Below are 13544 nucleotides of genomic sequence, written 5' to 3'. Positions count from 1 at the left end.
CGGGATCATCAATATGTCTTCGGATATGAAAACGATTATCGAAACGAATGCGGATTCTGGTTTTAATGCGCTGAAATTACGCTATGGAAACCTCCGCAAGCGACGGTTAGCCATTATTTCGGGACTGCTTGCCCTTCTGATCGTCTCGTTTTGCTATGATATCGTTACAGGTTCATCTGGCATGACGGTGCAAAGTTTCTTGCATGGCTTGTTGCATCCGTCGGATTTATCTCCGACGGATCGAGTTATTATATGGAATGTGCGCTTGCCGTTCTCGCTGATGGCACTGCTTGTTGGGGCTGCATTATCGCTGGCTGGTGCTGAAATGCAGGTCGTGCTTAATAATCCGCTTGCAAGTCCTTTCACATTAGGCGTTGCATCTGCTGCGGCGCTGGGTGCGTCGACCGTTATTGTCTTTGGTCTGTCAGTTGCGTGGTTGCCCTATAATTGGCTGGTATCGGCGGCGGCGTTTGTTTTTGCATTTGGTTCGGTCTTACTCATTGATGCATTGGCGCGATTGCGTGGAACCAGCATGGAAACAACCGTTTTGCTCGGCATTGCTCTGGTGTTCAGCTGTAATGCAGTCGTTCTTTTATTTCAGTTGATAGCGACGGAAGATGTGCTCCAACAGCTGGTTTTCTGGTCTGTTGGCAGTCTAGCGCGTGCAGATTGGGAGAAAGTGCTTGTTCTGGCGATAGCGCTCGCCGTCGTGATGCCGCTGTCTTTTGCCTCATCTGGCAAGATGACAGCGCTGCGCATGGGCGAGGAACGCGCCATTAGTTTCGGTATAGATGTGAAAAGGCTGCGCTATTTTGCGTTGCTACGGATCAGTGTCTTGTCGGCCATGGCTGTAGCATTCGTTGGAACGATCGGCTTTATCGGGCTGGTCGGACCTCACATTGCGCGACTACTCGTAGGTGAAGATCAGCGTTATGCACTGCCCGCAAGTGGTCTGGTGGGGGCATTGTTACTTTCTTTGTCGTCCATAGCGAGCAAGACAGTGCTGCCCGGCCTGATTGTACCTGTCGGCATCGTGACAGCGCTTGTTGGTGTGCCGGTATTTATTATGCTGATTTTCAGAGGCAGGTCGGGTCGATGAAGGCAGACGAGAAAGGCCTGTTGATTTCGGACTTGTCGGTTCGATATGGGCGTAAAGAAATTATCCATTCACTCTCAATGGGGCCAGTTAACCCCGGCCAATTCGTTGCGGTGCTCGGCCCGAATGCTGCTGGTAAATCGACGCTGCTCAAGGCAATCGCAGGCATTGGTTCTTTCCGTGGACAAATTTATCTTAATGGAGTGGACATGGCATCCGTGCCGGGGGCAAAACGCGCCCGGATGATTGCTTATATGCCGCAATCACAGCCACCGGCAATTGGCCTTCCAGCGCTTGAAGCTGTCATGAGTGCTTTTGGCGGCAGTAAAGGGCGGGATGAAGCAATCAGTAATGCCTATGAGACACTTGATGATTTGGGCGCCGCAGATCTGGCCTTGCGCAATCTTCACGAGCTATCAGGAGGACAGCGGCAAATTGTGGCGCTTGCGCAGGCAATAGTTCGCAAACCTGAGGTGTTGTTGCTCGACGAACCAACCAGTGCGCTTGATCTTAAGCATCAGGTGTTTGTGATGCAGTCTGCGGCACGCCTCGTGCGTATGAAAGGCGCTATCGTCGTGGCAGTGCTGCACGATGTTTCACTTGCTTTACGCTATGCGGATTCGATCGCAGTTCTGAAGGATGGTGGACTTTATGCTTATGGAACACCAAAAGCTGTCGTCACCTCAGATATGCTGGCTGGTGTCTACGGCATTGAAGCGCGAATTGAGACTTGTAGTCAGGGAAAAATGCAAATTATTGTCGATGGAGTGGTGTAGAGCACATCCCGAAAAGTGGGAACTGGTTTTCGGAACAAAATGTGCGTAAAAAAGGCTAGAGCATTTCATCTGGTCCAACTTGATTCAGAAATGCTCTAGCTATCACGCCAGTTCAAGCTCATGGCTTTTATAGCTTGACGAATATCATGCTGATCTCGACTTTTGCAACTTAGTCGCAGCACCGGATAAACAGTAAAGAATGGTCATCACCCTTTGAAAGAGAGTGCTTTTCGCTATCGATTGTTTGCATAGGGATAACCACGTTCCTTATTCAGGCCAATGTCACCCCTATGCATTTCATTAAATCTCTTTGATCAACGTATCCGCAATTCGCACGCTCAAAGCTGCACCTGTCAGCGTTGGGTTCACACAGGACGATGAAGGCATAACGCTGGTGCCCGCAATGAACATATTGCGGTGATCATGCGTGCGGCAATCGCGATCAACGACCGAGTTCTTCGGATCGTCGCCCATAATCGTTGTTCCCATAATGTGCTGGCGGTTCTGCCATTTGACATCGGTACTCAGAATTTCGCCATCGAGAAGCTTGGCGATCTGGTCGAAGTCCTGCAATGCGCGGTCGCGACCTGCATTCCAATAGTCGGTCACGCTGTAATAAATCGACGGGACCGGAATGCCCAGCGCATCGACCTTGTCCGTGCTTGGGAGGACGCGGTTTTCAGCCAATGGCAGCGTTTCAAAATCAACTGCCCAGTTGAGCGACCGTGCCGACTGACGACGAATTTCAGCGTCCAGTTTTGAACCCAGAACACCCTTCTTCAGAAGACTCGACGTCGTCTGCCCCGTCGGAACGGTATTACGAACCTTGATCTTGTAGCTTGGGTAATCCTTGCGGAACTCGCCATCGCGCTGGTTGAGATAAACGAGAAGCTGGGTTGGACCTTCGCCCGGCCAGAAATCTTCTTTCGCCATCACATTCATGCTGATGCCGGTATGATCCATCAGGTTACGGCCAACTTGATCGGATGAGTTGGCAATACCATTCGGGAAGCGATCAGACTTCGACAAAAGCATAATCTTTGGCGATTCAATACCATAAGCAGCCATCACGAAATAACGTGCGGTGAGCTTATGCTCTGAACCATCCGGGCGCTTATACCAGATTGCGGTAATCTTGCCGGTGTCATCGGCATCAATTTTGCAGACAACCGAGTTGTCCTGAATGATCGCGCCATGGCGTTCGGCTTCATCGATATGCATCGAACCGTCATATTTAGCAGCAATCGGACAGACCGGGTTGCAGTTGTTGTTGCCACCACAGGCCGGACGCTTGCCATAAGGGCGCGTTGCACGGCCATTTGGCTCAAGGATCGGATTGAAACCACCTTTTGAGAGCTTCTCAGAAAGCTGGTTGAACATATAGCTAGGCTTAAGGCCACGCATTGGATACGGGATCGAACGCGGTGGATAGGCAGCACCGCCATGCCCGCTTTCATCCTGGCCATCGACACCGCTCACACCGAGTTCTTCTTCAGCGCGTGCATAGAATGGTTCAAGCTCATCATAGCTGATTGGCCAGTCACGACCGTGGCCATAAAGCGACTTCAAACGGAAGTCATTAGGAATCATACGCCACAGCGACGAGCCAAAGTGCCATGTCGTACCGCCGACCACACGCAAGTACGACGTGTTGTACTTAACCGGGCCAACTTGCTGGAGATAATCGCCATAGGTGGATGGTGCATGCGGCAAGCTTGGGAACGGTGAACCTGCACCCTGCAATTTTGCGTTGGCGAGTGAAAGTTTCACAGGCGCGTTGCGGAAAGTCTCGACAATATCGCGGCGATCTACACGCGGGCCTGCTTCGAGCACGATCACTTTCTTGCCAGCCTTTGCGAGGCTGTTGGCAATGATACCGCCCATTACGCCCGAACCGATAACGATCAGGTCCGCATCATATGCGTCGTTTGCCATTGTTCTCTTCCTGTCAAATCTTGGTGTCAGGTTTCGGACCCCAGGCATCTGGGCCGGGTCCATAGGTCGGGATCGCCAGAATGCCGCGTGTCGGGCGGTACATCAGCGCTTCTCCATATGCGATCAGCTCTGCATCTTCCGGCTCGCCGACCACGCCGAGATACCAGGCGGATACAATCTTAGTCGCGGTTTCCATCAGCTTCGGATCAATGGAAGGGAGCTCCAGAAATGCATCCATATTGGCAGCATTGCTCTGCTTGATAGCTGAACTGAGCGCATTCATTTGTGCGACGAGGTCGGGATTGCGTTTCTGCAAGGCTGCCAAATAGCGGCTGCCCAGCACCGGATCGAGATCGTGGCCGGTCAGAAAAGTGGAAAGCTGCATGAAATCCTGCTGCGCCTCGTCGGCAGCCGATGCTGGCAAAGGTCCGGCAAGAGCACCGATTGCCGCCAGCGCCACCATTGCAACGGAGCCTCGCAACACGGATCGGCGGGAAATATGACGACCGAAAACGGTGTCAGAAAAATTATCGATTGGCATTATTGGTCTCCTGCGGGAGTGCGCAATGCAATTGTGAAAGAAATGATCAGGCGTGGGCTGCCCGCTTACGGCGGCGAACCAGCCAGACAATCAGCGCAATCAGGATCAGGATGCCGACCACCATTGCCGGTGCTGCGAAGGGTGCAAGCTCGGCAATCAGCGGCTTTGGTCCACCTTCGCGGATCAGCTTCACATCGGCGGGCGTCACTTTGACATCCGGATTGCCGTATTGCGCCAACACATAATTGCTGACATCGGCAACATCCTGATCGGAAAGGCGATCGGTGTAGAAGGCATCTGGCCCGAAGCCCGGCATATAAGCGGTGTGGCCATCAACCGTACGATTGACGCCAAATACGATTGCCGAAAGCAGATTGTCTGAGCGATCAGCACCCGTCACCGTGTTGTGGAACAACGACGGATAGTGCTTGTTGCCTTCGCCATCCATCTGATGGCAATTGGCACAAACACCACTGAAAATACGAAAGCCACTTTCGTTCGGTACTTCACCCGGAAGTCCGCGCAGCGCATATTCCGTGACCGATGGCTTGCCAAATTTGTCACGTGGGGTTTTGTCACCCGACGAAATCGGAGCCACGTCCTTCACGTAAACCGCTATTGCGTTGAGATCGTCATCCGTCAAATGTTGGAGGCTATGCTCAATCGCTTCTGCCATAGGGCCTGCGGCCTGCGCCTTGCCTGCGACGTGTCCTGTGCGCAGATATTGCACAAGTTCTTCCTGCGACCAGTCACCAATCCCACTGACCGGATCGGATGTGATGTTCGGCGCATACCACGAACCCAGCGAACCGCCCGACAGTGCTTTGCTGCTCTGCTCGGCCATCAGATCGTTGCGGGGCGTGTGACAGGTGCTGCAATGAGCCAGCGCTTCTGACAAATAGGCGCCGCGATTCCACTCTGTGGATTTACTAGCATCCGGCGTGAAGCGAGTCTTATCAAGGAAAAGCAGATTCCACGCAGCCATCGAGGTCCGGACGCTGAACGGAAACGGCAGTTCTGTCTTCTGCGGCTGATGATCGACCGGCTTCACCTCATGCATGAAATAGGCATAAAGCGCTCTCACGTCCTCATCGGTCATCTTTGCATAAGCCGTGTAGGGCATTGCCGGATATAGATGCGAGCCGTCTTTCGCGACACCGTCACGAACGGCATGCGCAAATTCTTCTTCCGAGTAGTTGCCGATGCCATCAGCCTTTGATGGCGTGATGTTTGTTGAGAAAATAGTACCAAGCGGCGATGAGATTCCATAGCCACCCGCAAAAGGTGTCCCGCCGTGTGGTGCCGTATGACACGCAGCACAATCGGACGCGGTAGCGATATAACGCCCCTTGGCAATCAACTCTGCAGATGGTTCATCGGCCATGGCGGTTGATCCTAGCGCCACGATGGAAACGGCTGTTGCGCCAATAAGTGCTTTCCATGAAGGACGGGGTGCAACGGGGTATTGCTTAAAGCTGCCTGATTGCGACATTTTGATCGAGCTTTCATGAAGCATGAATATTCAATGCAAAGCGCAGGCGACTTTCATATAGAAAGTAGCCTTCTATCTCTGCCCGAAACGAAACAAGCATAGCAATCCAAGAATATGATTTTCTTGGATATTCCTATTCTCATCATCGATTCAAAGAATTGGATATAAGCTGTTACGCGACTTGGTTTTTGGAATAGCTCTAAGTGACTGGATATGAAAATCAGTCTTTGCTAAAATCTGATTTCATCATTTGTGAAAGTGCAACACATGAAATTCGATCTGATTGATCTGCGTATCTTCGTATCCGCCATTGAAGGCGGAAGCCTGACGGCTGCGGCAAATCAGAATAATATCGTGGTCGCAGCGGTCAGTGCGCGCCTCAAGAAACTGGAAGAATCCTTTAATCTCAAACTGTTCGATAGAACCGGACGTGGCATTCGCCCAACGCTGGCGGGTGAAATGTTTGCGCGAAATGCACGCAAGTTGATTGACGATGCACGACGCGCGCAGACTGCACTTGATGATTTTGCTGATGGCCGTGGTGGACATGTGCGATTGCTGTCGAACACGAATATGTTAGCGGAACATTTGCCGCATGCACTGGGGACATTTCTTGCAGCCCATCCCGATGTCACCGTGAGCGTTGAAGACAAGCCCAGTCTGGAAGTGGTGAGTCTATTAAGGAATGGCGAAGCAGATATCGGAATTGTCGCATCGTCTGCTGATATGAGCGGATTGGAACAATGGCGGTTTGTGCCAGACAAGCTAGTTTTGGTTACACCGCCTGAACATCCGCTTTCAGCGTTGCAGGTGAACTATTCCAGAATTCTCGATTTCAAGCTGATTGGCCTGCCGAAGCAGACAGCACTCATGCAGTTTCTGGGTCGGCTTGCCAATGAGCTTGGTCGTACTGTTGATTACCGAATGCGTGCGGAAAATTTTGAAGCCATCTGCCGCATGGTCGAAGGCGGTGCCGGTATCGCAGTTGTTCCGCAAAGTGCTGCATTGCGTTATGGAAGCTATATGGCGCTGAGTATCACAGACATTAATGAAAGCTGGGCCGACCGCGAGCTTTATCTATGCACACGAAATGAAGCGCAATTGCCTGGTTATTCAAAACGCCTTTTCAATCATTTGCGGGAATATGCAGCCAATGCTAGCTAGTTCCGCGGGCTTTGGTTGCAGAGAAAATTTGTGTTCAATCAATGACCGTATTTGTTGATGCTCGATGCTGCCGTCGCCGGAAAATTGAAATGGTTTATGGATAAAGTCATTACAGTTTAAACGAACTGAGTATTACAAAAACGGCATTTTATACCGCTTTGCTATTAAGGTTGTGGTTTAAGTGAAAATTGCAATCTTAAATTAGCACTTACTGCGAGACATGCTGATTTTTATATAATAAACACTCTTACGAGAAGCGCGTTTTAATTTGCGGATGCATGCAGATGGGTTCCCCTTTGGTACAAAGCCAGTGGCGTATGAGAGAGCTTTTGCCCGCCCTTGCCTTATTTGTGTTGGGGCTAGGAGCGCTTGCCTATGCAATGATTTTACCACAAGGGGAAAGCAATAACTTTGCAGTTATGTTGAACCCTTGGGCTGATGCTTCTGAAGTCGTTGCTTTGGTAAATAAAACCGGAGCGGACGTAATTTCCTTCAATGAGCGCACGAATGTTCTGGTTGTGAATGCTCCGCGTTCCGATGCTGTTTCGGCGTTATATAGTGCCGGTGCGTGGCTCGTTTTTGAGCCATCCCAACTTGCAAGCTGTTTTGATCTCAAAGTCCCAGAGGCTTAATCCATCATGATTATCGAACTTGATGATATTCGCAGACGTTTTGCGCGTTTTTTGGTTGTGTTTTTCTGGCTGCATGTTCCACTTTTTGCAGCTATCGCCTACGCGAACGGGAATTCCGTGATAGGCGGAGCTCTGGCTGCAGGGGTTCTTGCGCTCGCATATAATTTAATGTGGTTGCGCGCTGATATAGCGCCTGAAACCCGTTTTCTTTCTGCTGTCGCGCTTGTCGCTGAACCGGCTGTTTTGCTTTACTTATTGCGTGGCCACATATGGCAAATGGACATGCATATGTACTTTTTTGCCATGCTTGCGCTAACCATTGGCTGGTGTGATCGCAGAGCGACCATCATTGCTGCAATAGCTGTTGCGTTCCACCATTTAGCTCTTGATTATTTCCTGCCATTCTTGGTTTTTCCAACCGGAGGCGATCTTCGCCGCGTGATGATTCACGCCGTTATTGTAGCGCTTGAAGCTGCCGTTTTGGTTTGGTTTTCCGATATGCTTGTCGCGTGCGTCAACAGCATTAGCAACATGCGCGACGAAATCATGGTCAAGAATGCCGAGATTGAAGTGCGCTCTACCGAGGTGGAGCAAGCTTACAAGGCAAAGGGCATGTTCCTTGCCAATATGAGCCATGAAATTCGCACGCCACTCAATGCAATTCTTGGATTCTGCCACTTGATGTCGCGTACGGACATGACGGAACGGCAGCGCGATTATCTTTCCAAAATTAACACGGCCAGCGGATCATTGCTCCGTCTTATCAATGATATTCTGGATTTTTCTAAGAACGACGCTGGTAAGCTGACATTTGAAAACCGGCCGTTTGAGTTGCGTGCGCTTTTCGACCGCAAATTACAAATCACCGGTGCAGATGCACGGACTAAAAATGTCGATGTGAATCTTCATATTGATCAAGATGTACCCGATCGTCTTGTTGGCGATGAGATGCGTCTGGGACAGATTCTCCTCAATCTTCTGAGCAATGCAATTAAATTCAGTGAGAATGGTTCTGTAACGCTGCGCGTCAGCGGAACTGTGACCGAGACAAGTGGCTACAAGTTGCAGGTCACAGTTGCCGATACTGGTATCGGGATGACGCCGGAGCAACAATCAAAGCTATTTAACTCGTTCTCTCAGGCCGATAGTTCTACCACGCGCCGCTTTGGCGGCACAGGATTAGGACTGGTCATCAGTAAGCAGATCGCTGTTCAAATGGGCGGTGACATCACGGTCTTCAGCACGCCAGGAAGAGGCAGCGTTTTCACTGTGACGGCGATGCTGGCGAAGGTAGACCGTGCATATTCAATCGTTGAAAGGCCGCAGCCGCATATTCAGAAGCTTCGAGTACTGGTCGCTGACGATAACCCTGCTTCGCGTGAAATTTTGCAAGGTATTTTCGCTGACTGGTCGATTGCCGTCGATCTGGTTGCTTCTGGTACAGAGGTTATCAGTGCGTTGGAAACTGCGCTCGAACGTGGCCAAGCTTACGACGCGCTCTTAATTGACTGGAAAATGCCAGGCATGGATGGGCTTGAAACAGTCGGTCGCCTCTATGCCAGCGCAAAACTGGCAAAGTTGCCGGAAATAATTCTGATTACCGCATATGGAAGTGATGAGTTTAAAACTCAGGCCTCGCGTGCGGGTATTGCAGCATATTTGCCCAAGCCTATAGAAGCGCAGCAAATCTTGCAGACACTTAACACGCTATTCCCCATCGAAAACACCAACGCCGAAGCAACCAGAGATTCTGAGCTGATTGCCGAGCCTTTGAGAGGCGCGCGTGTGCTTTTGGTTGAAGATAATGCAATCAATCGTGAGATTGCTTATCAGTTGCTTGATGATGCGGGCCTGGATGTCGATATAGCTGAGAACGGACGAATAGCCTGTGAAAGTGTTGCACGATTAAAAGGCGCTTATTCGGCCATCCTGATGGATGTGCAGATGCCTGAAATGGATGGTCTTGAAGCGACAAGACATATTCGTCGTGAATGGAGCGCTGAGGCGTTGCCCATTATCGCTTTAACCGCGCATGCCTACGAAGAAGAACGTCGTCGATGTGCGGAAGCGGGCATGAATGATCATATCGCGAAGCCAATCGATCCAAGTGTATTAATCGGTACACTCGAGCGCTGGATGAAGCCGCGCCGTGCTGAAGCTGATGTAAGTCGTCCGCAAGACAAAAAGATAAGCGTTGATTATTCCGAGTTGCCGGAGAGCCTGGAACCTTTCGACCTCACGAGGGCACTCGTTCGTGTGAACGGAAAGCGGGCATTGTTGCGCCGACTGATCATAAGTTTCCATGATGATTTCGAAAACGTTATCCAAACACTGATGGATCAGATTGCCAAAGGCGACTTAACTTCTGCCCGTCGTCTCGCTCATACATTGAAGGGAGTCGCCTCTTCTCTCGAACTTCCAGATATAGCGCGTATTTCGGCTGAAGTGGAATTGGCGATCGCTAATGAACAGCTCGTCGGACTTCAATCTACGCTGTCTGCGCTCAATTCTGCAATGAAGCCGGCGTTGAAGGCTGCATCAAGCTTAATAAATACTGGAGCAGAACCTGTGCAACAGGCGGAAGGTAGTGCTCAATCTGAAGATATAAAATTGGCAGTCTCTACCCTTAGAGAGAACCTCAAACGCCGTAGCATGCGCGCGCGTGCCAGTTTTGATGCATTGCTGCAGCTGGTCGGATCGCCCATTTATGAAGGAGAGAAAGCAGAAGCTCTCCATGCAGCTAAGGCTGCGCTCGATAAACTCGACTATGATACGGCACTTCAGAGATTGGATGAAGTTTTCGTTGATGATAGTCCAAGTTCAACACAACGTGAGGCTTAAAAATGTGATGTCGAATTATCCATCCCGTGAAAGTATAAGCGTCGGATAACGCAGCCGATTTCGCCTCATGAAAAAAAACTAAGCCATTTCTAAATGCACTTGCTCATCAAAAACAGAGTAATTCTCTTGATGAGTACGTTGCAGAACTACCGGAGTAAGCCAGATGTCAGATCGCGCAACAATTCTGATCGTTGATGATGAAGTATCAAATATCGAGATCATGAACGCGGTGCTGGAAGATCATTATGAAATATCTTTTGCGACTTCAGGAGAACAGGCTCTAGAGGTGGCACGTTCGGTGTTGCCGGATTTAATTCTGCTCGATGTCATGATGCCGGGCCTTGATGGATACGAAGTTTGTTCGCGCCTCAAAAGCGATAGGCTGTTGGCCGATGTGCCCGTAATATTCACGACAGGACTTGATGATCAGGAGGCCGAAGTTCGTGGTTTGTCGCTTGGTGCAATTGATTATGTAACCAAGCCAATAAATCCTATCGTTCTTAATGCTCGTGTCTCAAACCACATTGAACTTAAACGCCTGCGTGATCAGCTTGCTCAAATGGCCGTGACTGATGCGCTGACCGGGCTCAGCAATCGTCGTCAGCTGGAATCTATACTTACGGCAGAAATATCTCGTTTGGGTCCGACAGGTGCGTGGCTCTCCGTTATCATGCTGGATATCGACTTCTTTAAGTTATTCAATGACACATATGGTCATCCGGAAGGGGACCGCTGTATCTCCATGGTGGCAGCAGCGCTCACACGTGCGGTTCACAAAGTTTCAGGCATGACAGCGCGCTATGGCGGCGAAGAGTTCGCATGTGTTTTGCCAGAGGCCAATCCGGAGAGTGCGCTGGCAACGGCGCGTGAAATTCAGTTTCAGATTCAATCTCTGAATATTCCGCATACTGGTTCTACAGTCAGTAAAAGTGTGACGCTCAGTATCGGGATTGCATCTGCCCGAACCCGAAGTGACATGGGTGGGTATCTTTGGCTCCAGCATGCAGACCAGCAATTATATGCAAGCAAGAAAAGCGGTCGGAACACGATTGCTCAAACAGAGTTTTGACAGGCTGAGCATTTGAAAATGTAAGAGTCGCAGTTACAATTTTTCCTGCCCAATTTGGGCGATTGAGATTTGCGACTTCTTATATATGGTTTGAGCTAAGATTATTTTAAGAATGGCCATCGCGTAGGCGTTTTGTTGGCCCATATTCTGTGAAGTAGGAATGTTTGTCCAAATACGACGTCAATCCGTCAATTTTTGTCGAATTTGGTTTTTTTCTTCAGCTTTGAATGCTAAGTCGCTCTCGCGATAAATGCCAACCAAGCTATATGGCGAGTTGATCAGCATAGCCAGAGCCTGAAAGCCCCAAAAATGACCGCACGTCTTTCATTTGCGCGTGAGCGTATCAATGTTCTTCTTCTCGAAGGCATCAATCAGTCCGCTGTCGATTACTTCAAATCGTCTGGCTATACCAATGTTGTCCACCTGCCAAAGGCATTGGATAAGGCTGAGCTGATTGAGGCGATTGCGTCGGCGCATATTGTGGGCATTCGTTCGCGCACGCAGCTCACCGATGAGGTTTTTGAAGCTGCACAGCGTTTGATTGCAGTCGGTTGTTTTTCGGTCGGCACCAATCAGGTTGACCTGAAAGCTGCTCGCAAGCGCGGTATTCCGGTTTTCAATGCACCTTTCTCGAATACACGTTCGGTTGCGGAACTGGTGATTGGCGAAATCATCATGTTGATGCGCCGCATTTTCCCACGTTCCAACTCGGCACATACCGGAGGCTGGGACAAGAGCGCGACGGGTAGTCGTGAAGTGCGTGGCAAGACGCTGGGTATTGTCGGCTATGGTAACATCGGTTCGCAGGTCGGCAATCTTGCCGAAAGCCTTGGCATGACCGTTCGTTATTTCGACATGACCGACAAGTTGCAATATGGCAACGTGATCCCGACAGAAACGCTGGATGAATTGCTCGAAATTTCCGACGTGATCAGCCTTCATGTGCCATCGAACAAATCGACGGCCAAAATGATCACCGAAGCCAAGTTGCGTAAGATGAAGAAGGGCGCCTTCCTCATCAACAATGCACGCGGAAATGTGGTTGATCTGGAAGCGCTGGCCACAGTGCTTAAAGAAGGCCATCTTGCTGGTGCAGCAATCGACGTGTTTCCGGTTGAACCTGCATCGAATAAGGATGCGTTTGTTTCGCCATTGCAGGGGCTTGAAAATGTCATTCTAACTCCACATATCGGCGGCTCGACTGCGGAAGCGCAAGAGCGCATCGGCATGGAAGTGACCCGCAAGCTGGTTGAGTATTCCGATGTCGGCTCGACGCTCGGTGCCGTAAACTTCCCACAGGTACAGTTGCCAGCACGTCCAAACGGCACGCGTTTCATGCATGTGCACGAAAACCGTCCGGGCATTCTCAACAGCCTCGTCAATATTTTCTCGTCACACAATATCAACATCATCAGCCAGTTTTTGCAGACCGATGGTGAAGTGGGTTATGTGGTGATTGAAGGAGATGCGATGGAAGAACATGCCGAGGACGTTCTTCAGGCGATGCGCGAAATTCCGGGCACCATCCGCACACGTTTGCTCTACTAGAGCGCGTTTCGGTCTGATATTATCAGATCGGCGCTCTAATCATTTGTTTTGACGCACATCTTGGTCCGAAAACCGGTTCCCACTTTTCGGGATGTGCTCTAAATAACGTTCGATTGCATGCAAGGTCCGCACGGTTAATGCTGTGCGGACCTTTTGTTTTTTAGATGATGCGTAACAAGTGGCATGGTTCCCGGACATTCCAGCAGTTTTGTTGCGCTTGCAGTTGCAAACACATTGACTCTTTCTCCAAAGGGCTTAAAAGCGCAATCATAAAAGGAGACATCCCGTGAACGCATATCGCGCATCACATAGCCTGTTTGGACGCAATGGCCTTATCGCCATCGGTGCCTGCATGGCGTCTGTCTCTAAAACTATCACGGCCACTTACATTAAAACGACCACCAAAACGGTCTGACCCCTTGGCCTGCTCGCCCTCTCTCCCCGGGTCCG

Annotated in this window: 11 protein-coding genes; 8 read left to right on the top strand and 3 right to left on the bottom strand. The window is 50.3% G+C overall.

The window, feature by feature from the left end; genetic code table 11:
• Positions 1 to 13: 13 nt before the first annotated feature.
• Positions 14 to 1099: a FecCD family ABC transporter permease gene (locus tag WH356_RS09585; RefSeq protein ID WP_339510174.1), complete on the top strand. Its 1086-nt coding sequence runs from the start codon at positions 14 to 16 to the stop codon at positions 1097 to 1099.
• Positions 1096 to 1872 (top strand): ABC transporter ATP-binding protein, encoded by a 777-nt coding sequence (locus tag WH356_RS09580; RefSeq protein WP_339510172.1) that lies wholly within the window; start codon positions 1096 to 1098, stop codon positions 1870 to 1872. The genes WH356_RS09585 and WH356_RS09580 overlap by 4 nt, the downstream gene beginning before the upstream one ends.
• A gap of 300 nt (positions 1873 to 2172) precedes the next feature.
• Here WH356_RS09580 and WH356_RS09575 read toward each other — a convergent pair whose 3' ends face one another.
• From WH356_RS09575 to WH356_RS09565, 3 genes are read right to left on the bottom strand one after another with little or no spacing between them, the layout of a single operon-like run.
• Complete coding sequence (locus WH356_RS09575; RefSeq protein ID WP_339510170.1) at positions 2173 to 3807, bottom strand: GMC family oxidoreductase; 1635 nt, start codon at positions 3805 to 3807, stop codon at positions 2173 to 2175.
• 13 nt (positions 3808 to 3820) lie between these two features.
• On the bottom strand, positions 3821 to 4348 hold the full coding sequence (locus tag WH356_RS09570; RefSeq protein WP_339510167.1) for a sorbitol dehydrogenase family protein: 528 nt from the start codon (positions 4346 to 4348) through the stop codon (positions 3821 to 3823).
• Between the two features lie 46 nt (positions 4349 to 4394).
• Positions 4395 to 5864 (bottom strand): c-type cytochrome, encoded by a 1470-nt coding sequence (locus WH356_RS09565; protein WP_339510165.1) that lies wholly within the window; start codon positions 5862 to 5864, stop codon positions 4395 to 4397.
• A 243-nt stretch (positions 5865 to 6107) separates the two neighbouring features.
• On the opposite strand from WH356_RS09565, the gene WH356_RS09560 reads away from it, so the two are divergent.
• From WH356_RS09560 to WH356_RS09535, 6 genes are all read left to right on the top strand, one after another.
• Entirely contained in the window at positions 6108 to 7004 is an 897-nt protein-coding gene (locus WH356_RS09560) for a LysR family transcriptional regulator (protein WP_339510162.1), read from the top strand.
• A 284-nt stretch (positions 7005 to 7288) separates the two neighbouring features.
• Positions 7289 to 7636 (top strand): hypothetical protein, encoded by a 348-nt coding sequence (locus WH356_RS09555; RefSeq protein ID WP_339510160.1) that lies wholly within the window; start codon positions 7289 to 7291, stop codon positions 7634 to 7636.
• 6 nt (positions 7637 to 7642) lie between these two features.
• The gene (locus WH356_RS09550; protein ID WP_339510157.1) at positions 7643 to 10477 is read left to right on the top strand and encodes a response regulator; all 2835 of its coding nucleotides are present in this window, start codon (positions 7643 to 7645) and stop codon (positions 10475 to 10477) included.
• A gap of 163 nt (positions 10478 to 10640) precedes the next feature.
• On the top strand, positions 10641 to 11546 hold the full coding sequence (locus WH356_RS09545; RefSeq protein WP_339510155.1) for a diguanylate cyclase: 906 nt from the start codon (positions 10641 to 10643) through the stop codon (positions 11544 to 11546).
• Positions 11547 to 11855: 309 nt separating this feature from the next.
• The gene (gene serA / locus WH356_RS09540; RefSeq protein ID WP_339510153.1) at positions 11856 to 13094 is read left to right on the top strand and encodes a phosphoglycerate dehydrogenase; all 1239 of its coding nucleotides are present in this window, start codon (positions 11856 to 11858) and stop codon (positions 13092 to 13094) included.
• A 286-nt stretch (positions 13095 to 13380) separates the two neighbouring features.
• A complete protein-coding gene (locus WH356_RS09535; protein ID WP_339510151.1) occupies positions 13381 to 13509 on the top strand; it encodes a hypothetical protein in 129 nt (42 codons plus the stop codon).
• The last annotated feature ends 35 nt before the right edge of the window (positions 13510 to 13544 follow it).

This window comes from Ochrobactrum sp. MYb379 (assembly GCF_037479515.1).
Classification (GTDB): domain Bacteria; phylum Pseudomonadota; class Alphaproteobacteria; order Rhizobiales; family Rhizobiaceae; genus Brucella.
This window is presented reverse-complemented; position numbering and strand designations above follow the sequence as displayed.

Coding starts and splice junctions, on each gene's coding strand:
- WH356_RS09580 (WP_339510172.1), top strand. CDS start 1,096: ATGAAGGCAGACGAGAAAGGCCTGTTGATTTCGGACTTGTCGGTTCGA.
- WH356_RS09570 (WP_339510167.1), bottom strand. CDS start 4,348: ATGCCAATCGATAATTTTTCTGACACCGTTTTCGGTCGTCATATTTCC.
- WH356_RS09555 (WP_339510160.1), top strand. CDS start 7,289: ATGGGTTCCCCTTTGGTACAAAGCCAGTGGCGTATGAGAGAGCTTTTG.
- WH356_RS09560 (WP_339510162.1), top strand. CDS start 6,108: ATGAAATTCGATCTGATTGATCTGCGTATCTTCGTATCCGCCATTGAA.
- WH356_RS09545 (WP_339510155.1), top strand. CDS start 10,641: ATGTCAGATCGCGCAACAATTCTGATCGTTGATGATGAAGTATCAAAT.
- WH356_RS09565 (WP_339510165.1), bottom strand. CDS start 5,864: ATGCTTCATGAAAGCTCGATCAAAATGTCGCAATCAGGCAGCTTTAAG.
- WH356_RS09575 (WP_339510170.1), bottom strand. CDS start 3,807: ATGGCAAACGACGCATATGATGCGGACCTGATCGTTATCGGTTCGGGC.
- WH356_RS09550 (WP_339510157.1), top strand. CDS start 7,643: ATGATTATCGAACTTGATGATATTCGCAGACGTTTTGCGCGTTTTTTG.
- WH356_RS09585 (WP_339510174.1), top strand. CDS start 14: ATGTCTTCGGATATGAAAACGATTATCGAAACGAATGCGGATTCTGGT.
- serA (WP_339510153.1), top strand. CDS start 11,856: ATGACCGCACGTCTTTCATTTGCGCGTGAGCGTATCAATGTTCTTCTT.